The sequence below is a fragment of the Mucilaginibacter aquariorum genome (assembly GCF_024498135.1).
GTDB classification, from domain to species: domain Bacteria; phylum Bacteroidota; class Bacteroidia; order Sphingobacteriales; family Sphingobacteriaceae; genus Mucilaginibacter; species Mucilaginibacter aquariorum.
Genome location: NZ_JANHOH010000001.1, coordinates 301,420 through 327,592 on the forward strand (window position 1 = coordinate 301,420; position 26,173 = coordinate 327,592).

Consider the following 26,173-nt stretch of genomic DNA (forward strand, 5'->3'; position numbering starts at 1 on the left):
AACGTCACTCAATAAAATGATTAAAAAAGGAATAATATTGTTTTTGATACTGATGTATCAATATACATTGATGGCAGATATCTTCCTTAATTCTTATTTTAAACTGCCAACCCCGTTTTTGTTTGGTGTTCCGCTGATCTTATTTTTTGCAGTAAAGAAGTTTTATACGGTTGAATTTGGCTGGGAAACCTTCTTTTTTATAGCCGCCAATTTGCTCTACTATGCTATTGGCCAGGACGATTATAAACCAGCTATTGTAAACTGTATTACATTTATTGTGTGCATGTTGTATTTTAAATCGTTTATTGGAGATAATAACGCCCGTTTTAAAATAGCTGTATTTTTATTCTTTATATTATTAGGAATATCTGTTTGCATAATGCTGGCCGACCATTTATTCCCTCAGCGTGTAGATAGTTTACGATCAACGTTGTTAGGATCGCCTGTAACGCAGAGCCCTACCGGAATAAGTACAACAATATTTACTTTTGGTTATCAGTTGGCTGCATTTACCAGCTTTACAATAGTTGCAGCATTTTTATGGAAAAGAAGTATGTTTTTGCCTGTAGTTGCATTGTTTGCTTGTCTTATAGCCGCCTGGTATGGTATGCAAAGATCAGCACTAATAGCTTTTGGATTATCTGTAATAGGTTTTACCTTATTTTATTATAAAGAAAGAGCTATACCTATATTAGGTGCAACGCTGGTTGGTTGTTTACTCTTCTTTTTATTGGTGCTTAAACCATACGCAAGCACCAGCGATAACATCTTAGATAAAACAAACCGAAACACCGAAAATGGAGAAAACAGATCAGAGCTCTTTTTCGAGAATTTAAAAATATACGCAGATTATCCATTTGGGCTGGTGTTTTATGGAAAGCAATGGAAGGATGCTATAACCGGGAGTTATGTTTTTTCAAGCGGCATTACATCTCACAATGCTTACTTAATGTTTTTTACTTATCTGGGGCCTTTTGTAGGTATTGCTTTACTATTAGGTTTGTATTACCCTGCTTTTAAAGCATTTAAGTTTGCTGCATTTAATATACGAAAGCCCCAACACAAGTTATTTGTGGCCTTATGTTTTTCACTATTGGCCATATCTATCAATTCACTGTTCCATAATGCCTGGTTGGTAAATGCAAACGGCCCCACTGTGTTTTTATATGCTGCTATTTTGCACAAATATGATTTAAATACAGATGTATGAAAAAGAAGGTTTTTTTCATAGTTAGTTCGCTAGTTGCAGGCGGATCAGAGCGGGTTTTTTGGCTGTTAAGCCAGTCTTTTGACAGGGATAAATATGATGTGAGCCTGGTTATTTTGAATGGTGTTAACCCACATCTTTCAACAGACTTGCCAATAAGGATCATTGATTTAAATACTATCAAAGCATCCAGGTCATTTTTAAAACTGTATAAGTTTATAAAAAAGGAAAAACCCTATGCTATTTTTAGTACAGCAGCGCATATAAATTTATTAGTATCCCTTGTTTCTTTTTTTGTTAATGTCCCTATTATAATCGCGAGAGAATCTAATATTTTCCACCAGATGTTAACCATCGGAGACAGGAGTTCAAAGATGTGGGAAATGCTGATAAATATTTTTTACAGGAGGTTTAAGGTGGTTATTTGCCAGTCGGACGAAATGCAAAAATCGTTTATCAATAATTTTGGGATAAAAGAAAATAAACTCACAATAATTCCAAATCCGGTAATCATACCTTTAAATATTGATGCGCCTGCAGATAAGGGATCATATAAGAAAATTTTAATTGTGGCCAGGTTGGTGCCCGAAAAAGGTCATCATCGCCTGCTCGAAATTTTTTCAGAGCTTCCGGCCGATTATCAGTTAACAATTGCCGGTGACGGGCCATTAATGGAAACAATAATAGAAACCGTTAAACAGCTTAATTTGCAGGATAGGGTTTTTATGCTGGGGAGGATCCGCAACGTTACCGAGGTTATTAGCAACCATCATGTTTTTGTACTTACATCTTATACCGAAGGTTTCCCTAATGCTGCGCTTGAGGCGTTGGCTGTAGGCATACCAGTAGTGGCGTTTAATGTAGGAGGGATAACTGAATTGGTTCGGCCAGGTTTTAACGGTTACATTATTGAGCAGGATACACCTCCTGTATTTAGAAATTATCTTATAAAGGCCGCCGAAAAAGAATGGGATACAATGGCCATCCGCGATGATATTGCCCAGCGATTTGCAGTAGATAAAATTGCAAACAGATACCAGGAACTGATCAATTTCTAATTCAGTATTCATTTTAATTTTTAAGTAATGTGTGGAATTTTTGGCAGTACCTTTGAGTATAACGATACTTTGATACGTGCAAAATTAGAGCGTATTAAATTTCGCGGTCCAGACAATGTAGCATTTCAGAAACAAGATGGTATTACCTTAGGCCATACAAGGTTATCAATTATTGATTTGGATTACAGATCAAACCAACCTTTTAATTACGCGCATTTACGCATTGTATTTAACGGTGAGATCTACAACTATCAATACCTTAAAAACAAGCTGATAAAAGAAGGGTATAATTTCACCACACTATCAGATACAGAGGTAATTTGTGCCGCTTATTTGGCCTACGGTACAAACTGTGTTACTCATTTTAACGGCATGTTCGCATTCGTTATTTATGATGTAATAAACAACACCTTTTTTGGCGCCCGGGATCGCTTAGGAAAAAAACCTTTTTATTATTACGACGATCATTCAGGCTTTGAATTTGCCAGTCAGCCATCTGTAATAGCCGAAGGTAAAAAGCTTAGCATTGACCCCGAAGCAATTAATGCATTCCATTTTTGGAGTTGTATTCCTAACTCAACCTGTATTTATAAAGGAGTAAAAAAATTACCGGCAGGCTGTTATTTTACCTATAAAATAGAAAATCAGGATCTTAAGATAACGCGGTATTGGAATATTGACTACAAATGGAGCGAAAAGTTTACCGGAACATACAACGACGCGGTAGATCAGCTTCAGGATATTTTAGAAGACGCCGTAAAAATAAGGATGAATGCAGACGTTCCGTTAGGCGTGTTTCTTTCATCTGGTATCGATTCGTCATTAATAGCAGCTATTGCAGCCTCTCATCATAAATCGGTAAAAACATTTAATGTACGGTTTGATGAAAAGGGATTTGATGAAAGTGCAGCATCCCAAAAAATAGCTGCTCATATTGGTACAAATCATCATACAATAGATTGCACCTATCAGGAAGGGATACAAATGATAGAAGGCTTTTCTAAATATTATGACGAGCCATTTGCAGATTCGAGCGCATTACCAGGTATGTTGCTGGCTTCACATACCAAGCCCTATGTTACCGTAGCCTTAACAGGTGATGGTGGAGACGAAAGCTTTTTGGGGTATAGCCGGTATAACTGGATGAGAAAAATACAGCCGTTTTACAATTGCCCGTTAATTCTTCGTAAGGCAATGGGTTGGTTTCTAAGTCTTTCGCCTAATTACAGGCACAAGTTATTGGCAATGGGGTTGATGCAAAAAGATTTAGCCCAGCTCTACATAAAAATTTGCAGTGGTATGGATCACTCGTACATGCTTGATCCTGAACCTGCTTTTGCACAGATAGATAGATTTTGGTTATATAACCGCCGCAAGCCTTTATTAGAGAGGATTTCTGATTATGACCTTAAAACATATTTAAATAACGATATAAATACAAAGGTAGACCGCGGCTCTATGGCTTATGCCATAGAAACCCGATCACCTTTAATGGATCATCGCGTTGTAGAATTTGCCCAAAGCTTACCTACCTCTTTTAAGATGAATAAGCTGGTTCAAAAGCGTATCCTGAAAGATATTTTATTTAAAAAGGTCCCTGCCGAGTATTATACCCGGCCAAAATCAGGCTTTTCGGTACCGCTTGAAAAATGGTTCAGAAACGAGCTGAAAGAATATGTACTTGATACGCTTACCCCACAAAAATTAACCAACATACCAGGCATAAATGTTAGCGCAACTATGCAAATGATAGGAGAGCATATGGACGGGAAGTGGAACAGGGCACCCCGTATCTGGAGCTTACTGGTGTTAAGCCAGTGGCTGGAATCGCAAGTGCAGGTTAGCACCCCATCTAATGCCCTGGTATTGTAGCAGATTATTACCAACTCAAACACAATAGTAATGAAGATATTAATTACAGGATGTGCCGGCTTTATCGGTTTTCATTTGGTGAAGCATTTAGTTAACTGTCCTATTGAAATAGTCGGTATTGATAATATAAATGATTATTATGATATCAATTTAAAGTATGGCCGCCTGGCCGAACTTGGAATTAAACAGGATAGCATAGTTGCTTCAGCACCTCTTAAAAGCGAATATTATTCCAACTTTACATTTATCAAAATGGACCTGATCGATAAAAATCAGCTTCAGGATATATTTGCTGATTATTCTTTTGATATTGTATGTAACCTGGCTGCGCAAGCTGGTGTAAGATATAGCTTAACCAATCCGCACCTTTATATAGATTCAAATATAACCGGCTTTTTAAATGTGTTAGAAATGAGTAGGTTATACTCAATTAAGCATCTTGTTTATGCAAGCTCGTCAAGTGTATACGGGCTAAATAAAGAGATGCCGTTTTCTACTAACCAACCAACAAATCATCCGGCTTCTATTTATGCCGCTACCAAAAAAGCAAATGAATTAATGGCGCACTGTTATAGTCATTTATATAATTTGCCAACCACAGGCCTGCGTTTTTTTACAGTGTACGGCCCATGGGGAAGACCAGATATGGCTATGTATCTTTTTACTAAAGCGATAATAGATCATAAACCCATAAGTGTTTTTAATATGGGCGAGATGAAGCGTGATTTTACCTATATAGATGATATTGTAAGAGGCATAGTAAAAATTATCGAAAGCCCATATAATCATAAGTATCAATCTGGTGGCGGCAACAATGATGTGCCATCAAGCATATTTAATATTGGTAAAGGGAGCCCTGTAAAACTATTAGACTTTGTTGCCGAGATTGAAAAGAATTTAGGTATCACAGCTAAAAAGAAATTTGTCCCAATGCAGGATGGCGATGTAGCAGAAACATGGGCAAATGTTGATGAACTATATGAGGCATACAACTATTTGCCTAAAGTTACTATTGAAGAGGGTGTAAAGAACTTTATTAAGTGGTATAAAGAGTTTTATGCACCGGCCGAATTGGTTAAAGTAAATTCATAATAATTTTGTTACCTATATCTAAACCATTGCTTATTGTATCCCTTTCAAACAGAGCGGGAGGGGCCGAACAGTGTTTGCAAATGATAGCAAATGCCGCCTGTGCGAAGCAACTTTTTTTACTAAAAGATAACGTTAATATACTATCAAAAGCAGTTAACAGTGATAGCGATTTTGTTAGCAATAAGTCTTTGATTTTTGGATATATATTTTTAATTTGTAAGCTTGTTAAGTATCGTAAGGGATATGTTATTTTAAGCTCTGCTGTGTATTTGAATGCTTACCTGGGTTTTTTAAAACGAATTGGATTTTTAAGATCAGAGATTGTAGTAAGGGAATCAACAACAATTTTTAGCCGGTTTAAGGGGCTAAAAAAACTTAGCTACGTATTAGCATATAAATTAGGGTATCCTGCTGTAAAATTTATTATCTGTCAAACAGAGCTTATGCGTGCACAGTTTGTTAAATATAACTCATTTATCCCCGCAAGTAAGGTAATTACATTGGCTAACCCAATGGATTTAAAAGCCATAAAAGGTGATGCATTAAAAGGAGAAATGCCTTTTAACTTTGAGTTTATTTGCGCCGCAGGCAGGCTTATCCCTATAAAGGGTTTTTCGTTACTTATTAATGCCTTTAAACCTATAGTTGAAAAGAGAAAAGATCTTAAATTGGTTATTTTGGGTGAAGGCCCCGAGAGGGATAACCTTCAGCAACAAATACATCAGCTTGGGCTTGAAGGAAGCGTTATTTTAATGGGGCATGTAGCTAACCCTTATGTTTATTTCAAATACGCAAAAGTTTGTGTAGTATCTTCTATAGAAGAAGGGTTTCCTAATACCTTATTGCAAATGATAGCGTTAAATACATTAGTGGTTTCAACACTTTGCGCCGGTGGTATAGCAGAAATACCGTCAATTTTAAAGGTAGAAACCGGGAATATATATGCCTTACAAAGGGCTATAAATACCTGTTTGGAGATACAAAAACCTCAGGATCGGAGACTTCTTGATGGATATTTAGCAGGTCGCGACCCGCAAAATTTTGTAAATCGGCTCATGAAACAGATCGGAAACTTAAAAAATGATCTTTCTAATCCAAGTATTTTCCCTATAAAAAATACTTTTGGTAAGGTATTAAAATAGAGCTTAAAGCTCTAAAGATTAAACGGTAAAGTTTTTTTTAATAATGATATCATACATACTTATAAACCTTTCTCATTAAAATTACTTTTTAAACAGGGGTGCTGATAGGTTTAACTGGCAACATAGCGCAAAAAAGGTGCGTTTAAGGCTTAGTTAAATTTAAAAAGCATGATTCAAACAAAACACAAAAGCCAAACAACTGTTTTAAAATTCTTATTATTATTAACCCTATTATCATTTAGCCGATGCAAAAAAGATGAAGTACAAACAACACCAGACCTTAAAAAATCAGAACTAGCTGATCTGCCCCCAACCCTGGAAACAATTACAACCGTTTCCTCTACAAGTTACAGAATAGAAAATAGCCTTCCGAGTGGCTATGTTAAAGACGGATCGAGAGATTACACAAGTTACATACAAGCAGCAATTAACAAATATGCTGATGTAACATTCCCAGCCTTCCCTATAATGGTGAACAACACGGGAATAATTATTCCATCAAATAGAAAAGTAAGCTTTTTAACAGGCGGTAAAATTATACAGAAGCCAACATCAGCTACAAACTATAATGCCATCCGGATATATAAAGCAACAAATGTTACTTTAAACAACCCGGTAGTTGTAGGAGACAGATATAAACACTTGGGTTCAACTGGCGAATGGGGCCAGGGAATAACAATCTACGGGTCTTCTAACATTACTATAAATGCTCCAATTGTAAGTAACTGCTGGGGCGATGGTATCTACTTAGGTGCAACAGATAAAATTACCAATAGAAATATTATCATAAATAATGCAAATTGTACATACAACCGCCGAAACGGTATTTCGGTAACCAGCGTTATTGGTTTAATTTTAGAAGCTCCTTATTGCGCTTACAGTAACGGTATATCACCATATGCAGGTATCGATATAGAGCCGTCATACTATACAGATGAAATACAAAACGTTACTATAAACAATGCCAGAACCGAGTATAACCCCGGATACGGTATACAAGCAGGTTTCAGAAGTTTATTTGGTGGTCCAAATAAAACCATCGGTTTAAAAATTGCAAACCATATTGATAAAAGCTCAAAAGTTGCTCTTAAGGTAAGTGCTACACTTACACGCCAGGTAGGTAGCGAAACTGTAACAGGTCCCGTTACTATTACCAATCCATTCTGGAGAAAAAACACTTTAACACCAATACAAACTAACATATTGGTAAAAACAATTAAACTGACTATCACAAACCCTACGGTACAAGATATTAATGGTATTAATTTAAGTGATGCCTCTATTTTATCGTTATTTACTTACAAGACCAATATAAACAGGGAAGCGAACTACTCGCTTACTTTCTAAATTCATAGTTCATAGTTATAAGCTGCGGCCGGGTTGTCATTATAAATAATGGCACCCGGCTGTGCGGCTTATTTACTTCCCTCGTCTCGGTTGGTTAATATATTGATATTATGAAAGATACATTATTACTACTGATGACGCCCAACATGAGCTTACAGAAATGGAAGGCGATTGGTCAATTAAACAGGGAAATTGACATTTACAACTCTTTAATTAAAGCTGCCGGGCTTAAGCTGCTCATATTTAGTTATGGCAGAAATGACCAGCACCTGGTTGAAGATCATCCTGATATTGAGGTTTTAACCATACCATCGTGGATACCGGCAAGCCTGCCTTTCAAATTGCAAAATTTGATATACGAAACCCTGGCCCCATGGTATTATCGCGACCATTTTAAACACGTTATACTTGCAAAAACCAATCAGTTTGCCGCCGGCCGGTTTGGGCTTATACTGAAGTTTCTGTTTAGTATCCCCCTGGTTATAAGAATGGGCTACTACCGTTCTCATTTTCAACCTCTCAGCAAAATTAAAAGCATCAGGGAAAAGATCTTCTTTCGATTCTCTGATAAACTGATTGTAACCTCAATTGCAGCTAAAGAATTTATTAGCGAAACTTATCATATACCCAACAATAAAATATTGTGTATGTGCAATTCCATCGACCAAAGCATATTTAAACCACAGCCAACAGAGAAAGAGTATGATGTGATTTTTGTTGGGCGGCTGGAAAAACTAAAAAACATCAATCTTCTGTTAGAAACTATTACCCAGGCTTCCTTAAAAGCCTTGATCATTGGCCGCGGGGCACTTGCTAAAGATGTAATTGATAGTACCCTAAACAACGACAAAATTACATGGCTGGAATGTGTTAATAATACTGAATTGCCCGCCTATTACAACAAAGCCCGCGCCTTCCTTATATTATCAGATTATGAAGGTTGCCCTAAAAGTTTACTTGAAGCAATGGCATGCGGCATTCCATGTATAGGCACCAATGTACCGGGTATCAGAGAATGTATAGATAATGAACGGAACGGATTGCTGGTAGAAAGAGACGCCGACGATATTCAAAAGAAATTACTTCTCATAAAAAACGACGCTTTATTAGCTAAAAAACTAAGTGATAATGCAGTTAGTTGGGTTAGCAACAATTGCGAACTTGATACAAATATTCGTAAAGAGTTTGAGCTCTTTAAAGATGCTATAAATGCTAAATACATAAATACTCCTTTTAGCAGACCTGTTTCCACAAGTAACACACACGTTTCAACCAAGTTCTAAAATATGCAAGTATCTGTAGTAATGTCTGTGTTTAACGCCAAACGGTATTTAAACGAGGCAGTAGATTCCATATTGGAACAAACCTTTAAAGAATTTGAATTTATCATTATAGATGATGGATCAACCGATGGTTCAGTTCAAATATTAGAGGATTACGCGCTTGTAGATAAAAGAATAGTTCTGATAAAAAACGAGCGAAACCTTGGCTTGCCAACCTCTTTAAATAAAGGGATCCTTTTAGCTAAAGGAAAATATATTGCCCGGCAAGATGCTGACGACATATCCGGAATTTGCCGACTAAAAAAACAACTTCATTATGCCCAGCTTAACCCCGATATTGATATCATTGGTTCAGATTGTTACATAATCGATTTAAATAGTGAGCTGGTTTGCAAAACTATCCACCACAGTAAAATAACAGATTTTAAATCTACGCTGCTTAACCGAAAAGCCATTTTCCCGCACGGTTCCGCATTAATAAAGCGTGATAAGATCATAGCAGCCGGTTTGTACGACACCCGGTTCTATTACTCGCAAGACGGAGAGTTGTGGCTGCGTATGATTAGCAAGGGAAGTAAAATAAAGGTATTACAAGAACCGCTCTACTACTTCAGGATGTTACCGGTTACTAACAACAAAAAAAATGAAGGACAAGCGGCATACAATAAAATTAAACAGCTAATTTATCTCCATAAAGCTGATAACGAAACGATAGATCAGGAAACTATTAGAATAAAAAACACGCTGGCCGCTTATAATAGCGGTGCAAACTTATTACCAAATTATATGGCCGTATACTGGAGAGGATTAGCCAACACCGCTTATTTTAACCAGAATGTTAAAAAGGGTATTCCTTTTAAATACTTATACAAGGCCTTCCGTGAAAAAAATAACCTGAAAGATTATTTAAGCTACTTAAAATTGGTTTTACTATATATATTCCCCGCAAAACCAATAAGATACCTGCTTTCTAAAAGGTAACAGTTATTCAAAATGTATTATAACGAATAGCTTTAGTTATTCGGAAGATTCTCAATCCCTCTTATTTATGGTTAAGATCATGCGCATAACTACTGTGCCTGTTTCACTGTTGGTGTTGCTTAAAAATCAGTTACAGTTCATTTCAAAACATTACCAGGTGGTTGCCATATCTTCCGGAGGCGAGCAACTTGACCAGGTAACCCAGGAAACTGCTGTAAAAACTATCGCGGTTAACATGACCAGGAAGGTAACTCCTTTTAAGGATCTGATATCGTTGATGAACTTAATAATACAGATTAGAAAAGAGCGACCCCTAATTGTGCATACGCATACCCCTAAGGCGGGCTTATTGGGCATGATCGCAGCTAAAATAACCGGGGTACCCATTCGCTTACACACGGTAGCTGGTTTGCCCTTGCTTGAAAAAACAGGGCTTACAAGAAAAGTGTTGGATTTAACAGAAAAGGTTACTTACAGCTGTGCTACAAAAATATATCCGAATTCGACAAAAATGATGGATCTGCTTGTGGGTTATCAATATTGCCAAAAAAGCAAATTACAGGTTATTGGAAAGGGGAGCTCGAACGGAGTTGACACAACCCACTTTAACCCCGAGTTGTTTACTAACGATGATATTAATAAGATATATATCCAACTTGGGTTCCAGAAAAATGATTTTATTTTCAGCTATATAGGAAGGGTAGTTGCTGATAAAGGCATAAATGAATTGGTAGAGGCGTTTGTGAAAATTAACGAGGTTAATAACTCAACCAAACTCCTTCTGGTGGGGCCTTTTGAAAATGACCTTGATCCCTTACAAGTAAAAACACAACAGTTAATAGATAATCACCCATCCATAAAAAGATTGGGTTTTGTAAAAGATGTAAGGCCATATCTTATAGTTGCAAATGTGTTTGTATTTCCAAGTTATAGGGAAGGTTTTCCAAACGTGTTAATGCAGGCAGGCGCCATGGGTATTCCATGTATAGCTACAGATATTAATGGCTGCAACGAAATTATAGAACATAATAATAACGGGCTAATTATTCCGGTTAAAGATACCCAGGCACTACATAATGCTATGCACTTGCTTTACACCGATCGTGCCCTGTTAAAAAGCTTAGCAGAAAATAGCCGGCAAAAGATCCGGGATGATTATGAAACGTGCTATGTAATGAATGAATTACTGAAAGAATACCGTTCTCAGATCGACTTGCATCTGGCTCATCAGTAAAAACTGCAATGTGTTGATGCATTGCTTCCTAAATTTTCCTTTATGTACCGCGCAGTTTTTAAACGTCTGATTGATGTAATGGTGTCTTTTATGCTATTACTTACGCTGTTCCCTGTTATGTTGCTTGTTTATATACTGCTTTGGCTTGTATGTAAAGACAAGCCACTGTTCTATCAAAAAAGAGTGGGCTTGCATAATAAGCCATTTTACCTGATCAAATTCAGGAGCATGACCAATCAAAAAAATGCGGATGGTGAGTTGCTGCCCGAGAAAATGCGACTGACCCGATTGGGCCTGTTTTTAAGAAGATCGTCTTTAGATGAACTACCCCAACTATTTAATATACTATCAGGAGATATGAGCCTGATAGGCCCCAGGCCCTTATATGAACGCTATTTGCCTTACTATACAAACGAAGAGCAGATCAGGCATTCTGTAAGGCCTGGTATATCCGGGTGGGCGCAGGTAAACGGGCGCAACGCCATTTCATGGGATACCAAACTTGCTTTGGATGTATTTTATGTTAAGCATCTATCTTTTAAACTGGACTGTGTAATTGCCTATAAAACCATCATTAATATACTTACTGCCAAAAATATCCTTGCCGATGAAACTTCTACCGTAAGGTATTTAGATAAGGAAAGACCATACCAACCAACTAACAATTATTAATAAAAAATCCTGTATGGAATACCAGATCATTAATCAAAACCAAAAAGATGAATGGACGCAATGCATAAAAAAAGCCGTTGCCTTTGATTTGTATCACACCTGGCAATACAATGCGTTTGAAAAAGCAGACAAACCATTTTTGTTTTTATACCAGCAAAACGACGACTTTATTGCCTTCCCGTTAATAAAAAGGAAGATAGATGACTCCAACTTTTATGATCTTACCTCTGCTTACGGGTATGTAGGGCCTATTAGTAACAGGCAATTTACGCATGCGGATGATGCTTTTTTGGAAAATTTTAAAAACGCGTTTTTGCAATTTTTAAAAAAAGAGGCAATCATCTGTGTGTTTTCCCGCCTGCACCCCATTATTTCACAAGGGGCTGTTTTGAACAAGTTTGGAGGTGTTTATGATAACGGCCAAACAGTTGGTATAGATTTAAACACCCCGGTAGAAATACAGATAAGTAAGTATCGTAAAGGCCACCGAAACGCTATTAAATATCTTAGACAACATGATTATTTAACAAAAGAAGTTTCGACCCCGGAAGGGGTAAAGACCTTTGTGAAAATATATCATGAAAATATGCGGCGTATAAAAGCCGCCAATGAATATTTTTTTAATGAAGAATATTTTTTAAACCTCATTAATGCAAAAGAATTTGATGCAAGGATAATGCTGGTTTATTTAAATGATGAACCAATAGCCGGCGGGGTATTCACCTTTACCGATCAGATCATTCAAGTGCATTTGTTAGGCACATTAACAGAACATCTGGTACACTCGCCGGTAAAATTACTAATTGATGAAGTTAGCTTACTTGGCCGTGAATGCGGCATGCGGTACCTGCATATTGGCGGCGGAATAGGTGGCCAAAACGATTCATTATTCTATTGGAAATCAGGTTTTTCTGATTTGTACTTCAATTTTCAAACCTGGAGATATATCAACAATCAACTGATATATAATGAACTGGTAAAAAGCAAGGCCGAGGAATTTAGCTTCCAGAAAACTGATTTTTTTCCATTGTACCGTAAATCATCTATTTAAACTTTAAAACCTATCGCTATGCCCTCAATAAAAGAGAACTATAAAACCCTTACTAAAAATACCATTAAGATGAACAAGAAAATCTGGCTCTCACCTCCCCATATGGGAGGCAGTGAAATTTTATATGTTAAAAATGCCTGTGATGCTAACTGGGTAGCACCAATAGGCCCTTGTATTGATGGGTTTGAAGACGATCTTTCAAGGTTTTTAGGAGGATCTGTTGGGGTTGCTGCCTTAAGTGCAGGTACCGCAGCAATTCATATGGCATTAATTGTTTTAGGTGTTAAAGCCGGAGACGAGGTTATTTGCCAGTCACTCACATTTGCAGCATCTGCAAATCCTATTGTATATCAAGGTGCTATACCCGTATTTGTTGATAGCGAAGAACAAACGTGGAATATGTCACCGCATTTGTTAGAAGAAGCGATAAAAGACAGGATAGCAAAAGGCAAAACGCCCAAAGCAATTGTTATTGTTCATTTGTTTGGTATGCCGGGGCGAATGGCTGAAATTGTCGAGATTTCTAAAAAATATGAAATACCGCTTATTGAGGATGCTGCTGAAGCATTAGGATCAACTTATGGAAGTAAGAAATTAGGCACGTTTGGTGATATTGGCATACTTTCTTTTAATGGGAACAAGATCATAACTACATCTGCAGGCGGTGCTTTGATCGCCGAAAACAGCGAGTTAGTAGCCAGGGCCCGGTTCCTTGCCACCCAAGCCAAAGAAAATTTGCCTTATTATCAACATAATAATATTGGGTACAATTACCGCATGAGCAATATATGCGCGGGTATTGGACGAGGGCAAATGGAAATTTTGAGTTTGAGGATATTCCAAAGAAGAAGAAATTTTTACAATTATAAGCGGTTGCTTTCATCCATTCCCGGTATAAGCTTTCAGGAAGAAATGTCAACAGATTATTTTTCAAACCGGTGGCTAACAACAATTTTAATTGAGCCAGGTAACGAAAACCTTAATAATGAAAACTTACGCCTGTTTTTAGAAAAATCTAACATTGAGGCACGCCGAATATGGAAACCCCTGCACTTACAGCCAATATTTGAACAGTATCCGGCGTATGTAAACGGCATAAGCGAGAAGATATTTGATAAAGGGCTTTGTCTGCCTTCGGGCTCCAGCCTTACAGATTATGAGTTGAATAAAGTAGTAAAAAGAATTGCAACGTTTTTTGATGTTTAAGATGATGGTTTGCCCAAAAACATGTTAAAGCTAAAGCTATGATAGGAAGAAAAGCCATGTCTAAATGGCTAATATTTGTAGTAGACCAAGTAATTATTTGCTGGTCACTTAGTATTTCTTTGTTCATTGTATTGCAATTTCAATTCAGTGAAATACTTAGAGGATACTTTTTCATTTATACTGGAATATATTTCCTTATAACAACCGTGGTGTTCCTTCGGATGCGCATCCACACGGGCATAATACGGTATTCTAACCTGGCAGATATTTACCGCATATTTTCGGCTGTATTAATAAGCAGTATTATTTACTGGCTGGCAATTACACTGTTGGTTAAACCTTATCTGCATTCGGAATGGAAAAAATTTAGTTTAAGTGTATTGCTTAACTTTTTCATATCCAGCTCTTTATTAATTATATTAAGAATTTATGTACGCCATTTTTTCTTCTCGGGTAGGGCAATGCAAAACGATAGAAAAGAAGTTGTTGTAATATTTGGCACCGACGACTCATCTGTTTTAATAAAACAAGCGCTTGAACTACAGGAACAAAGGGAATTTGCAATTTTAGGCTTCATTGATGATGGAACCGATAGGGTAAATAAATATATACAGCAGAAAAAAGTTTTTTCATCACTTGATTTGCCTTTACTTAAAAACCAGCACAAGGTTACAAAGATGCTGCTAACAGGCGACTTTGTTTTAAGTCCGGCAAAAAAAATGGTTATAGACCGATGCATTGATGCCGGAATAAGGGTATCTATCATACCGCCCTCCGGCCAATGGCTGTATGGCAAACTAAGTTTGAACCAAATTCAGGATCTGGATATAAATGACCTGCTTCAAAGGGCACCGATAATTTTAAACAAGGATAACATTGCGCAAGAGCTTACAGGTAAACGCATATTAATTACCGGCGCAGCAGGGTCTATCGGATCTGAAATGGTAAGGCAGATCATTCGTTACAACCCCGAGCTGGTTATATTATATGACCAGGCAGAATCGCCCCTGCATGAATTGCAGTTAGAGATAGAAGACAAATACCCCGAGGCTAAAACAGCTATTTATTTAGCCAATATTAGGAACTCCGCCCGGCTAAGGGTTTTATTTGAAACCCACCGGCCGCAGATAGTATTCCATGCTGCAGCTTATAAACACGTTCCACTGATGGAAAAAAACCCATGTGAGGCAGTTTGGACAAATATTTTAGGCACAAAAAACCTTGCAGATATGGCAGTGGAGTATGGGGTAGACAAATTCGTGATGATATCTACCGATAAGGCTGTAAACCCAACAAATGTAATGGGGGCATCTAAAAGGATTGCCGAAATATATATCCAAACCCTTAATAGTAAGTTGAATATAATGAATAACACTCTGCCGGAATTGGTTGACAGGTGCAATGGAAGTGGATGTAAAACAACCACAAAATTTATAACCACCCGTTTTGGTAATGTGCTTGGTTCTAATGGTTCGGTAATACCAAGGTTTAAAAGTCAAATTCAAAATGGTGGCCCTATAACCGTAACCGACCCAAAGATAACCCGGTATTTCATGTCAATTCCAGAAGCTGTTGACCTGGTTATGGAAGCGGCATCAATGGGTAAAGGCGGCGAGATCTATATTTTTGATATGGGCGACGCGATAAAAATAGATGACCTGGCAAGAAAAATGATCAAACTGGCCGGCCTGATACCAGATAAGGATATAAATATTGTGTACACAGGCTTACGGCCAGGCGAAAAAATGTACGAAGAGTTATTAAATATAGAAGAAGCATGCATCCCTACACACCACCCTAAGATCAAAATAGCTAAAGTGATACTTTATCCCTTTACCCAGGTAGAAAGCGCTATAAAGCTCTTATTTACCCTAAATAAACGCAGTACCGAAAGCGAAGTAGTGAAAATGATGAAAAAGATAGTTCCCGAATATAAAAGCAATAATTCTGTATTTGAGCAATTTGATCTACAGCCAGCAGATACACTTAATAACTAATAGTTGTACGATATCTGCGTTATGGGCTTTATCATAATATTTTTGAGCTTTTGCAGGTTTTTTACCAGCTCAATCTTTGAATAAATTTACAATCAATTAGCCGAAGAACCAAATTAATTTGCTGAAACTTAACCTAATAACCCTACTAAGTTAATTAATTATGCAACAACACGCCGGTGAAATAATCGAACTCGCAGTAAGACGCAAAGGAGTTAGTATTAGCGAGCTTTCTCGCAGAATGCATGTGAACAGACGTTCCATTTATAATTGGTTTCAGCAACGTTGTTTAAAAATAGAAACAATTTGCGAAGTTGGTTATATTATTGGATATGACTTTTCCCAGGACTTTCCGGACGCCTTTACTCAACAAGGCTTCGCAATTATGGAAAATTTAATTGCAGCTGGTAAAAAGAATAATTTAGATTCATCTAACTCAGTTCATTTTTGGATGACAAAGTATATCGCCGTATTGGAAAAATACAACGAGCTTCTGCAAATCCATGAACAAAACTTCCCTGATTTTGAATTGTCGGGAAACGACCTAATGGGTCAAACAAATCTCATCAATCGATAAAGCAACGCCGGAATACCCCTAATTACCTTGCCTTCACATAAGTGGAGACAAGGGCTGGCTTTTGTAAAAATTTTCAAAAATTTTCAACCAAAATCGTATGTGTGGAATCGTAGGATACATAGGTCATAGAGACGCGTGGCCTGTGCTTATTAAAGGGCTTAAGCAATTAGAGTACCGTGGCTATGATAGTGCCGGTATTGCCCTTTTAGAAGATAAGATAGTTATAAATAAAAGCAAAGGCAAGGTTGCAGATCTTGAATTAAAAACTGAGGGATCTCAGTTTCAAAGTAAGATAGGCATAGGTCATACCCGCTGGGCAACTCACGGCGAGCCAAATGATATAAATGCCCACCCTCATTATTCGGGTAACCAAAAGCTGGCTATAATTCATAATGGCATCATTGAAAATTATCAGGCCATAAAAGAAGCGTTATTATTAAAGGGACATCAATTTGTAAGTGATACTGATACAGAGATACTTATTCATTTGATTGAAGAGATACAGTTAAGAACCAAATTTGATTTACAGGAAGCCGTACGGGCCGCGTTAAAGCAGGTTATAGGCGCTTATGCATTAGTTATTTTAAATGAGGATAACCCGGGCCAGCTTATTGCAGCCCGAAAAGGCAGCCCATTGGTTATTGGGGTTGGAAAAGGCGAATATTTTATTGCATCAGATGCCACCCCGATATTAGAATACACACGCAATATCATTTATTTAAACGATGACGAAATAGCCAGTATCAACTATGATTCTCTGGAGGTGGTAAATTTGGATAATGATGTACAAGTACCCTATATCCATGAACTGGAAATGGAGATAGAATTGATTGAAAAGAACGGCTATGAGCACTTTATGCTGAAAGAGATACACGAGCAGCCCCGTTCGATAAAAGATAGCATGCGTGGGCGCATTTACCCGCTGGATGGCCGGGTGGAGTTAGGGGGCTTAAAAGAGTACGCCGAAAAATTAAAAAACATAAAAAGAATTATAATAGTATCATGCGGCACATCATGGCATGCCGGTTTAATAGCCGAGTATTTATTTGAGAAATATGCACGTATACCTGTAGAGGTGGAATATGCATCAGAGTTTAGGTATCGTAACCCAATAATCGATAAAAGCGATTTGGTTATAGCTATTTCTCAATCCGGCGAAACTGCAGATACGCTGGCTGCATTATCTATCGCTGGTTTAAAGGGGGCTACCTTATTTGGCGTTTGCAATGTAGTGGGTTCATCAATTCCAAGAATGACACATGCCGGGGTATATACCCATGCCGGCCCCGAAATAGGAGTGGCCTCTACAAAGGCATTTACATCGCAGGTTACAGTGCTTACCCTTATGGCGCTTTACGTAGCGCAGCAGCGGGATGTTCTTTCTAAGCAAAAAATGCAGGAGTTACTTACCGAGTTAGAGAAATTGCCAGACCTGGTTGAAACTACCCTTAAATGCGAGGATAATGTGAAAAAGATAGCCGGCATTATTAAGAATGCAAATAATTGTATCTTTTTAGGGCGGGGCAGTGCATTCCCTGTAGCTTTAGAAGGTGCATTAAAGCTAAAAGAAATATCATATATACATGCAGAAGGGTATCCGGCTGCCGAAATGAAGCACGGCCCAATTGCATTGATCGATGAACAAATGCCGGTTGTATTTATAGCCACCAACCATTCATCGTACGAAAAAGTTATTAGCAATATTCAGGAAGTAAAAGCCCGTAAAGGCATGGTAATTTCCGTTATTTCTGAGGGTGATCTTAAAGTTAAAGCAATGTCTGATCATACTATTGAAATACCCGTTACCAATGAATTATTATTGCCTGTTTTAGCAAGCATCCCTTTGCAACTATTAGCTTATCATATTGCCGTTATGCGTAATTGTAATGTAGACCAGCCAAGAAACCTGGCTAAATCTGTAACTGTTGAATAAATATTGACAAAGTCATGAAAAAAATATTAATTAGTACCAGATATTATTATGAATTAATATCTGGTAGCAAAAAAACTATAGAAGCTATATGTTTTGTTTTTGGGCTGGCTTTCATACTTGTTTTATTGATTACCATGTAGTAAAAAATTTAGTTATTGTAATGTGAATGTTACAATTATTATTCTATCTTAACGTAATATTTGATCGCAACCAAATGTTTACTGTCAAAAACCTGGGAGATTCTTTGATATCGGATCAACAAGATAGGATAAAAGGTCAGTTACACGCCATGATGGCTTACTGGGACAGTGACCTGGTTTGCCGTTTTGCCAACGGAGCTTTTCAACAATGGTTTGGCTTTACCCAGGAACAAATGATAAACCGGATCACACTTAAAGAGCTTCTTGGGCCAACATATATAAAATATGCTCCATTTATATTAGGTGCGTTAGAAGGCAATCCCCAAATATTTACGCGGGAAATTACTACACCCACAGGAGAGGTACGAAGATCAATTGCAACCTATTACCCCGATTTTAATAACGAAGAAGTACAAGGTTTTTTTGCATATGTTACAGATGTAACCGATTCAACAATTGTTGAAATTGAGCAATTGTTATTTGAATTCAGAAGTAATATTAATAAAAAAGCACCGGATGTAAGTGAGGTTGGTGTAAATAACTGTATTGAATATAATAAGGTGGATTTGAAAATGCAGGAGGTAGCCGAAACATTAAAAACCAATTTGTTAAACAAATTTCCCGGATTAGAAGAATTGGCCAGCGCCCACTTTATATCGGTATCTAAGCTGAAACGCGATTTTAAGGCTTCATTTAAAGTTTCACCCTATGTGTATTACCGCAACTTACAAATGCAGTTTGCCGAGAAATATATAAATCAAACAAAATGTTCTAAAAAAGAAGTAGCTTCAATACTTGATTTTGCAAACCCGGCAAATTTTTATTCCAACTTTAAAAAGTTTAAAAAAGGGACCTCAGCTTAACTTCAAATAGTACTTATCGTTTAATATAATCCCCACCGGGGTACTTCCTTCCGAAATTACATTTTCATTTATAGTGTAACTTTCAAGATCTGCTTTATCGAGGCAAGAAACCTTTACTTTTTTAATAACATGGTCTGTGTTATTATATGCAAATCTTACACCGCTATAGTTTTCCTGGCTTCTAACCAAATTGATTATATCTTTTGCAGGCATTACCCCGGTAATATATAGCATAGATTGATCTACCGGCGGGAAATAGTGTTCGTTATTATTAATAAATGTAGGATAGTTATTATCGCTTAAAAAATCATTCAGATCTGTTAATAAATTGGGAACCTGTTCCAGCAAATTTTCCCATAACGCTATATTTCCCATCCAATAATACAGCGGGATTGTTTTACGCGATATAATTTCTCCCTCATCAATACCGGTGGTTACCTTATGCAGGCTTATACCGGCTTCTTTTTCGCCGCCCATAATGGTATAAAAAGTGCAATTTTTGCCTTTATATTTTGGAAGATAGCTGGGATGGATATTATATATAGTGTGCGACTGAAGTATCTCTTCCCTGATCATTATCCCAAACGAAAGCATAATAACAAAATCAAAGGTCCCTGCTGCAAGGTTTAACTGCTCGCTCAAGTTAGCATGATTCTTTATTTCAATGATGGGGATCTCTCTAACATAACAGCAGGTTAGCAATTCGTCGTTGATCATTTTTGACTGACAAATCACCGCCGTTACGTTAAAATCTTTATGGCAGTGTATATAATCGCATGCCCTGGCATTGTTTCCTAAATAAATGACATTGTGTTTCATCTTCAGTTTATATAAATTGATAAAGTCAAGATACACCTACCTGTTGGCCAAATCATTGTATTTTATAAAATGTATACTATTATGTGAAAAGTGTGTATCTGTATCCGCTAAAAAATAAGGTGTGAAATTTTCACATCTATTACCCATTATCTTATACAATCGGCTCAATTAATATTTGTTGACAATAGCAAATGTTATATTTCATATAAAAATGAATTCACTATAGAAAACCGATACTAAGCGTGTTATATATTCGATATTTTTTATACCTATTTGTTTTTATAACGCAAATAAACACTGCTATGGGTTCACCCTTAATAGCTGATATTCAAGATACGATAAGTTATACCGGTAAACCAGTGATTTGCCCGGGCGGCCAGCTTGTGTTAACCGGTGCTAATGCCCCCGCCAACAGCGCTTTTAAATGGTATAAGGATAAGCAAGCCTCTCCGATAGCTACTACACCCACATATACAGCAACAACAGCAGGGAGTTATGTATTAAATATTGTAAGCAATGGTGTTTCTTATACCTATCCGGCTTTAATTATAACAAGTAGCCCGCTGCCTGTTGCCAACTTTATTATGGTAAATAATCCCGAATGCGCATCTGAACCAATTACATTTAAAAATCAGTCTACCGGTGACGGGCTAAAGTATGTTTGGAATTTTGGGGATCCGGCAAGTGCACTGAACCGATCATACGAAACCAACCCCGTACACCAGTTTGTAGGGAAACCTGGTGATGGCTCGCAAACATTTACAATTACCTTAACAGTTACCAATAAAGGGGGATGTGTACAAACAACATCAAAAACCATTACATTAAAGCAATCGCCCGGGGTAGAATTAGGTAGTATGGGCAAAACTACCTACGACGGTAAGGATTACTTCGTGGTATGTGAAAATGTGCCAACCGTATTTACCTTTACAAACATTTCATCTACCAAAAGCACTAACGAAAGTTACAACCTGTATTGGGGCGATGGGAGCGGGCAAATTAAGTTAACAGAGTTTACCAGCATTACCCACCGGTACAGGCCGGGGCTGTATGTACTGTTTTATACGGTTACAGGTAAAAACGGATGCAGCCTGGTTAAGAAGTACAGGATTTTTGTTGGCGAGTCTCCAAAGATCGCATTTGCACCCGCCGCGCCTGTTAATACGTGCATAGGTGCGCCGGTTACCTGGTCATTAGGTAACTTCAGTAACAATACAAAAGGCACCCTGTATACAGCTACTTATAGCGACGGTGCTGTTGTTAATTACACTGCCCCGCCTGATACCTTAATGCATACATTTTTATCTAATTCGGTTAATAAAACAAGTACTTATGAAGATAAGACATACAATAATGCCTTTTTAGTAAAAATAGTAGCCTCTAACCCCTGCGGTTCTACAACAGCTGTGTCAGAGCCTGTTTATGTTTCAGACCCGCCTAAAGCTGTTATAAACGGCACCCCAGGCGCAATTTGTTTAAACACACTTGCCAATATAAAAAGCGTGGGTGCAGTAGGTTATACCGTATCGGCAGATGGGGTTCATCCCAATAAATTACTATGGAAAATAACCCCGGCAACCGGGTTTGAAGCCAAGAGCAGTGATTTGGGGAGTGGCCAGGCAGATGGTGATGTGAAAAATTGGATTGCCGGTACCAATGATTTAAATGTCCGCTTTACAAAGGCCGGTAATTATAATATAACCTTAATAGCCGGGGCTGATGTTTGTGGTATCGATTCAACATCGGTGCAAATTTGTGTAACTGATTTACCGGTAGCCTTATTTGATGTAGATGCCGCAGAGGGGTGCTCGCCGGTAATTGTAAAAACCACCAATAAATCTAACAAGCCGTTATGTAACGATAATAGCTATAAATGGCGTGTTTCCTACAAACCTGATGCTTGTAATAACAATACAACGGCATATGTATATCTTGACGGAACAAGTTCTGTTTCCGAAAATCCTGTTTTTCAGTTTACAAAATCGGGCACTTATACCATCTCGCTTGTTAATAGTTTCCCGGTTCAAAACTGTACATCCGAGGTTTATTCCCAGCAAATTGTTGTTAAGGCAAAGCCCATTGTTTATTTAAAAGTTCCGGATATTATCTATAAAGATCAGTCATTCAAGCCCACAATAGAGGTTACAAATTGCAGCCCTGCAGATCAGTTATCAATTGCCTGGGAATATAGCGGCGGTTCGGCAACATTTAGCCAGGGCGAACTTGATTCTTTAAAATATAGTAATTTAGGCACATATAACTTATCTGTTAAAATCACCAGCCAGTGTGGAGTTACTGAAGCAACAGTAACAATTCAGGTAATTAAAAAACCCGACTTTTTTATCCCGAATGCTTTTACACCTAATAACGATGGCGTTAACGATACCTGGAGTATCAAAGGCCTTGATAGTAACCCTCGCAACGCATTAAAGATCTTTAACCGAACGGGGAGTCTATTATATGAATCCAAAACAAACCTTACTCCTTGGGATGGTCAATTTATGGGAAGAAGATTACCTGCCGGTGTATATTATTACACACTGTATTCTGGCGTAGCTAAACAGATGTTTTCTGGCTGGATAAGCATGATCTATTAGCAACCATTTATTCACCATCAATACCATCACTATGAAACGTTTATTAATTTTATTGATCTTAGGGGTCACTATTATTGGATGTAAAAAAGATAACAATAACCCAACAGGTGCAGTACCTAAGGTCACGAACCCCGGTTATGACGGGACACTGCTTTTTGTTGACAAGGCAAGAAATTTTCAAATACTAACAGATGTTGCCTCGGAGTTTTCATCAACCAACCCCAATATAGAGATTACAAGCACCGGGTTAATAAAGCGATTTATGTCTGGCGAGGTAGTGGCCATAACCGTTACAAATAAAGTTAACAGCACTTATAAAAGCACAATATACGCGTTTGCGGCAACAGACGTTACTTTTGTAAAGCCTTATTCAGATTACCATGCAGAGGAAGCAACAGATGCTGTTGGTTCGTATCGCCTGGGTTGGACTACTTTAAATAAATTACCGCTTTTAAACGAAACTTATGCAATTGTTGTAAGGCACGCTGATGCTGATGACGGAATTGATTATTCTGTAAATCATTCAGATGCAGGCCCTGTAAACTGGTGGAAATCATGCGACGCAGCGCAGGCCAGGCAACTGAGTACTATAGGCAAACAAAATGCAACAGACCTGGGTAAGGTTTTTAAAGATCTCAATTATACTATATCCACGGTATATTCAAGTGAGTTTTGCAGGGCTTTAACAACAGCTACCCTTATAAATGCCGGTCCGGCTATTCAAATAAATTCGGGTTTAAATCATCCAAGTCATAATACCAGTGGTAAGCCTTTATTTGATAATTTAGTAAATTTGTTGCAAGCTCAACCAGTAGATAATACGTTAACACTGGTAGTATCACACCATCCACTTAACAGGATCGATAGGACAGATTTTCCAACATTTCCAAAAGTGATCCCTTTTATTTGGACGGGAGCTTATTTTGTAAGGATATCGGCAGACCATAATTTAACATATGAAGGTGCTGTTTCGTTAAGTATGTATAAATTCTGGCGCGACCTTAAATTAAAAAAGTAATTGTATAAAGATATGATCATGCCTTATTTAACAAACAAACAAAGCACCTACGAAAAGGATACTGTTTGCCAGCTTTTAAAAATGGCCGGAATTAACCTTAACGGCCCCGAACCATGGGATTTGAAAGTTAATGACGACCGTTTTTATCATCACGTTTTTGGGCAGGGTTCGTTGGGTTTAGGCGAATCCTATATGGCTGGTTATTGGGACTGTAACCAACCCGATGTTTTACTATACCGTGTATTGAGCGCGAACCTGGAGGAACGGATCCCTCACAACTTAAGAACATTCATTCATTTTATTAAGTCGAAGATATTTAATGAACAGTCTGTAAGGAAAGTACAAAAGGATATCAGGCGGCATTATGACCTGGGGAATGATCTTTTTAAGGCGATGTTAGATAAAAGGATGATCTACTCGTGCGCTTATTGGCGGGATGCCAAAGGGCTTGAAGAGGCACAGGATAAAAAGTTAGACCTGATCTGCAGAAAACTACAACTAAAAAAAGGCCAGCGCATGTTAGATATTGGCTGCGGATGGGGAGGGCTTGCGGGCTTTGCTGCAGAACAATACGGCCTTGAGGTAGTAGGTATCACCCTTTCGCCAGAGCAGGCCAGCTTAGCAAGCCAAACATACCGTAATTTGCCGGTAGAAATTCGTCTGCAGGATTACAGGAGTGTTACAGAGAAATTTGACCGTATTGTATCGGTAGGGATGTTTGAACACGTTGGATACAAAAATTATCCAAAGTATATGAGTGTTATTAATAATATACTTACCGATGACGGCCTGTTTCTTTTACACTGTATTGGATCAAACAAAACTGTTACCCATACCGATCCATGGATGCACAGTTATATTTTCCCTAATGGAATGATGCCATCTATTAAGCAAATAGGCGCCGCCGCCGAAAAGTATCTGGTAATGGAAGACTGGCAAAACATAGGCACACATTACGATCTTACCCTTATGGAGTGGCTAAAGCGGTTTCAGTATGCCTGGCCTAATCTAAAGGATAAGTATAACCAAACATTCTACCGGATGTGGGTATATTATTTGTGTTGCAGCGCTGCATCGTTCCGGGCTAAGAAAAACAACCTTTGGCAAATAGTATTTTCAAAACCTACTAATCATGCACCTTACCAGGCGGTAAGATAATTATACAACCAATTTAATATATATACAATCAACTCAATTATTAAAGGCGCCAATTTACATTGTGCGCCTTTTTTATTGTGCTATGTATATACAAAGTTCCAATAAAAAGCCCCTTAGCTCATGACAGCTAAGGGGCTTTTTATTGGGGCCATCTAAGATTATTCACAACCAAACCCACATGTTTCTAATGATCCACAGATCTCACTAGTTTTGTATACACCTGTTACAGTGTTATGGCTTACATTTTTGTTCACAGTAAGCCTGTAATAAGAGATGTTTGAGCCGGTTGTTCCCAGATCAAATTTTATAACTTTATCCGTGAAACAACTTTGGCCTTTGTCAACTGCAATAGTTGGTGCAAAAGAATTCCAAGTAGTTCCGTCTGTACTTGTTGCACCGCTTACAATATCTGTAGCTTGAATACAAGTACCTAAACTAATATCCCAACCATTTAGGTTCGGCGCTGTTCCATCGCTGCCATTACCGGGATTTAAATTCTTTATCCGCCATTCCCATGTATAAGTTCCATTACCATTATCGGTAATCTTGTACAGATAGATGTTATAAGGTATAGTGGTTTCACTTGAGCCTTCGTTCAAACATTTTTCTGCTACAAATTTTGGAACAACATTTTTTTTGTCCTTTTTACAGGCATAAAACACTGTCATCAGTACCACTATGCCTATACTGATCATTGTTAGTTTTCTTCTCATATGGCTTTAATTTAGTGAACAATTACTAAATATACCTCTTAAAGCAGCCGTATGTTTGCTGTGGATAACTGTTGTGTATCAATTTGAACTATTACACACTCTTCTGCACATTGTTGTACCGTTTACTTTGTAAACTTGCAGGTAAACACTCTCTTGCATAATAAAAAGCCCCCTAAATGATCACCATTCAGGGGGCTTTTTTAAATAAGATCACTT

General features: G+C 37.7%; 21 protein-coding genes. 19 read left to right on the forward strand and 2 right to left on the reverse strand.

The features are described 5' to 3' along the window. Positions 1-70: 70 nt before the first annotated feature. The 16 genes from NPE20_RS01195 to NPE20_RS01270 all read left to right on the forward strand — a co-directional run bounded on the left by NPE20_RS01195 (position 71) and on the right by NPE20_RS01270 (position 19,652). Positions 71-1,210, forward strand: coding sequence for an O-antigen ligase family protein (locus NPE20_RS01195; RefSeq protein WP_256536763.1), 1,140 nt, complete (start codon positions 71-73; stop codon positions 1,208-1,210). Next, positions 1,207-2,265 (forward strand): glycosyltransferase, encoded by a 1,059-nt coding sequence (locus NPE20_RS01200; RefSeq protein ID WP_256536764.1) that lies wholly within the window; start codon positions 1,207-1,209, stop codon positions 2,263-2,265. The genes NPE20_RS01195 and NPE20_RS01200 overlap by 4 nt, the downstream gene beginning before the upstream one ends. A 27-nt stretch (positions 2,266-2,292) precedes the next feature. Then, positions 2,293-4,137 (forward strand): asparagine synthase (glutamine-hydrolyzing), encoded by a 1,845-nt coding sequence (gene asnB / locus NPE20_RS01205; RefSeq protein ID WP_256536765.1) that lies wholly within the window; start codon positions 2,293-2,295, stop codon positions 4,135-4,137. Between the two features lie 30 nt (positions 4,138-4,167). Continuing rightward, positions 4,168-5,229 carry an NAD-dependent epimerase/dehydratase family protein gene (locus NPE20_RS01210; protein ID WP_256536766.1) on the forward strand — a complete coding sequence of 354 codons (1,062 nt, stop codon included), beginning with the start codon at positions 4,168-4,170 and terminating at the stop codon, positions 5,227-5,229. An 80-nt stretch (positions 5,230-5,309) separates the two neighbouring features. Then, positions 5,310-6,371, forward strand: coding sequence for a glycosyltransferase (locus tag NPE20_RS01215; RefSeq protein ID WP_256536767.1), 1,062 nt, complete (start codon positions 5,310-5,312; stop codon positions 6,369-6,371). Positions 6,372-6,539: 168 nt separating this feature from the next. Beyond that, positions 6,540-7,718: a hypothetical protein gene (locus NPE20_RS01220; RefSeq protein WP_256536768.1), complete on the forward strand. Its 1,179-nt coding sequence runs from the start codon at positions 6,540-6,542 to the stop codon at positions 7,716-7,718. A gap of 110 nt (positions 7,719-7,828) precedes the next feature. Then, positions 7,829-9,001, forward strand: coding sequence for a glycosyltransferase family 4 protein (locus NPE20_RS01225; RefSeq protein WP_256536769.1), 1,173 nt, complete (start codon positions 7,829-7,831; stop codon positions 8,999-9,001). A 3-nt stretch (positions 9,002-9,004) separates the two neighbouring features. Then, positions 9,005-9,982, forward strand: coding sequence for a glycosyltransferase (locus tag NPE20_RS01230; protein WP_256536770.1), 978 nt, complete (start codon positions 9,005-9,007; stop codon positions 9,980-9,982). Positions 9,983-10,061: 79 nt separating this feature from the next. Further along, positions 10,062-11,216: a glycosyltransferase family 4 protein gene (locus tag NPE20_RS01235; RefSeq protein WP_256536771.1), complete on the forward strand. Its 1,155-nt coding sequence runs from the start codon at positions 10,062-10,064 to the stop codon at positions 11,214-11,216. Between the two features lie 42 nt (positions 11,217-11,258). Further along, a complete protein-coding gene (locus tag NPE20_RS01240; RefSeq protein WP_256536772.1) occupies positions 11,259-11,888 on the forward strand; it encodes a sugar transferase in 630 nt (209 codons plus the stop codon). Positions 11,889-11,901: 13 nt separating this feature from the next. Further along, positions 11,902-12,939, forward strand: a complete 1,038-nt coding sequence (locus NPE20_RS01245) for a GNAT family N-acetyltransferase (protein WP_256536773.1) — start codon at positions 11,902-11,904, stop codon at positions 12,937-12,939. An 18-nt stretch (positions 12,940-12,957) separates the two neighbouring features. Continuing rightward, entirely contained in the window at positions 12,958-14,145 is a 1,188-nt protein-coding gene (locus tag NPE20_RS01250; protein ID WP_290427153.1) for an aminotransferase class I/II-fold pyridoxal phosphate-dependent enzyme, read from the forward strand. Between the two features lie 38 nt (positions 14,146-14,183). Then, on the forward strand, positions 14,184-16,142 hold the full coding sequence (locus NPE20_RS01255; RefSeq protein ID WP_256536774.1) for a polysaccharide biosynthesis protein: 1,959 nt from the start codon (positions 14,184-14,186) through the stop codon (positions 16,140-16,142). 160 nt (positions 16,143-16,302) lie between these two features. After that, entirely contained in the window at positions 16,303-16,716 is a 414-nt protein-coding gene (locus tag NPE20_RS01260; protein ID WP_256536775.1) for a helix-turn-helix domain-containing protein, read from the forward strand. Positions 16,717-16,813: 97 nt separating this feature from the next. Further along, a complete protein-coding gene (glmS, locus tag NPE20_RS01265; RefSeq protein WP_256536776.1) occupies positions 16,814-18,649 on the forward strand; it encodes a glutamine--fructose-6-phosphate transaminase (isomerizing) in 1,836 nt (611 codons plus the stop codon). Positions 18,650-18,815: 166 nt separating this feature from the next. After that, positions 18,816-19,652 carry an AraC family transcriptional regulator gene (locus NPE20_RS01270; RefSeq protein ID WP_256536777.1) on the forward strand — a complete coding sequence of 279 codons (837 nt, stop codon included), beginning with the start codon at positions 18,816-18,818 and terminating at the stop codon, positions 19,650-19,652. Here the strand turns inward: NPE20_RS01270 and NPE20_RS01275 are convergent. After that, the gene (locus NPE20_RS01275) at positions 19,644-20,471 is read right to left on the reverse strand and encodes a formyltransferase family protein (protein WP_256536778.1); all 828 of its coding nucleotides are present in this window, start codon (positions 20,469-20,471) and stop codon (positions 19,644-19,646) included. The two genes, NPE20_RS01270 and NPE20_RS01275, sit on opposite strands and share 9 nt — an antisense overlap. A gap of 302 nt (positions 20,472-20,773) precedes the next feature. On the opposite strand from NPE20_RS01275, the gene NPE20_RS01280 reads away from it, so the two are divergent. From NPE20_RS01280 to cfa, 3 genes are read left to right on the forward strand one after another with little or no spacing between them, the layout of a single operon-like run. Further along, entirely contained in the window at positions 20,774-23,068 is a 2,295-nt protein-coding gene (locus tag NPE20_RS01280; protein ID WP_256536779.1) for a T9SS type B sorting domain-containing protein, read from the forward strand. 31 nt (positions 23,069-23,099) lie between these two features. Further along, a complete protein-coding gene (locus tag NPE20_RS01285) occupies positions 23,100-24,086 on the forward strand; it encodes a histidine phosphatase family protein (protein ID WP_256536780.1) in 987 nt (328 codons plus the stop codon). Between the two features lie 18 nt (positions 24,087-24,104). Next, positions 24,105-25,244 carry a cyclopropane fatty acyl phospholipid synthase gene (gene cfa, locus NPE20_RS01290; protein ID WP_256536781.1) on the forward strand — a complete coding sequence of 380 codons (1,140 nt, stop codon included), beginning with the start codon at positions 24,105-24,107 and terminating at the stop codon, positions 25,242-25,244. Positions 25,245-25,402: 158 nt separating this feature from the next. On the opposite strand, the gene NPE20_RS01295 is transcribed toward cfa, so the two are convergent. Continuing rightward, positions 25,403-25,957 (reverse strand): hypothetical protein, encoded by a 555-nt coding sequence (locus NPE20_RS01295; RefSeq protein WP_256536782.1) that lies wholly within the window; start codon positions 25,955-25,957, stop codon positions 25,403-25,405. Positions 25,958-26,173 lie beyond the last annotated feature (216 nt).

Coding starts and splice junctions, on each gene's coding strand:
- NPE20_RS01195 (WP_256536763.1), top strand. CDS start 71: ATGGCAGATATCTTCCTTAATTCTTATTTTAAACTGCCAACCCCGTTT.
- NPE20_RS01200 (WP_256536764.1), top strand. CDS start 1,207: ATGAAAAAGAAGGTTTTTTTCATAGTTAGTTCGCTAGTTGCAGGCGGA.
- asnB (WP_256536765.1), top strand. CDS start 2,293: ATGTGTGGAATTTTTGGCAGTACCTTTGAGTATAACGATACTTTGATA.
- NPE20_RS01210 (WP_256536766.1), top strand. CDS start 4,168: ATGAAGATATTAATTACAGGATGTGCCGGCTTTATCGGTTTTCATTTG.
- NPE20_RS01215 (WP_256536767.1), top strand. CDS start 5,310: ATGATAGCAAATGCCGCCTGTGCGAAGCAACTTTTTTTACTAAAAGAT.
- NPE20_RS01220 (WP_256536768.1), top strand. CDS start 6,540: ATGATTCAAACAAAACACAAAAGCCAAACAACTGTTTTAAAATTCTTA.
- NPE20_RS01225 (WP_256536769.1), top strand. CDS start 7,829: ATGAAAGATACATTATTACTACTGATGACGCCCAACATGAGCTTACAG.
- NPE20_RS01230 (WP_256536770.1), top strand. CDS start 9,005: ATGCAAGTATCTGTAGTAATGTCTGTGTTTAACGCCAAACGGTATTTA.
- NPE20_RS01235 (WP_256536771.1), top strand. CDS start 10,062: ATGCGCATAACTACTGTGCCTGTTTCACTGTTGGTGTTGCTTAAAAAT.
- NPE20_RS01240 (WP_256536772.1), top strand. CDS start 11,259: ATGTACCGCGCAGTTTTTAAACGTCTGATTGATGTAATGGTGTCTTTT.
- NPE20_RS01245 (WP_256536773.1), top strand. CDS start 11,902: ATGGAATACCAGATCATTAATCAAAACCAAAAAGATGAATGGACGCAA.
- NPE20_RS01250 (WP_290427153.1), top strand. CDS start 12,958: ATGCCCTCAATAAAAGAGAACTATAAAACCCTTACTAAAAATACCATT.
- NPE20_RS01255 (WP_256536774.1), top strand. CDS start 14,184: ATGATAGGAAGAAAAGCCATGTCTAAATGGCTAATATTTGTAGTAGAC.
- NPE20_RS01260 (WP_256536775.1), top strand. CDS start 16,303: ATGCAACAACACGCCGGTGAAATAATCGAACTCGCAGTAAGACGCAAA.
- glmS (WP_256536776.1), top strand. CDS start 16,814: ATGTGTGGAATCGTAGGATACATAGGTCATAGAGACGCGTGGCCTGTG.
- NPE20_RS01270 (WP_256536777.1), top strand. CDS start 18,816: ATGTTACAATTATTATTCTATCTTAACGTAATATTTGATCGCAACCAA.
- NPE20_RS01275 (WP_256536778.1), bottom strand. CDS start 20,471: ATGAAACACAATGTCATTTATTTAGGAAACAATGCCAGGGCATGCGAT.
- NPE20_RS01280 (WP_256536779.1), top strand. CDS start 20,774: ATGGGTTCACCCTTAATAGCTGATATTCAAGATACGATAAGTTATACC.
- NPE20_RS01285 (WP_256536780.1), top strand. CDS start 23,100: ATGAAACGTTTATTAATTTTATTGATCTTAGGGGTCACTATTATTGGA.
- cfa (WP_256536781.1), top strand. CDS start 24,105: ATGCCTTATTTAACAAACAAACAAAGCACCTACGAAAAGGATACTGTT.
- NPE20_RS01295 (WP_256536782.1), bottom strand. CDS start 25,957: ATGAGAAGAAAACTAACAATGATCAGTATAGGCATAGTGGTACTGATG.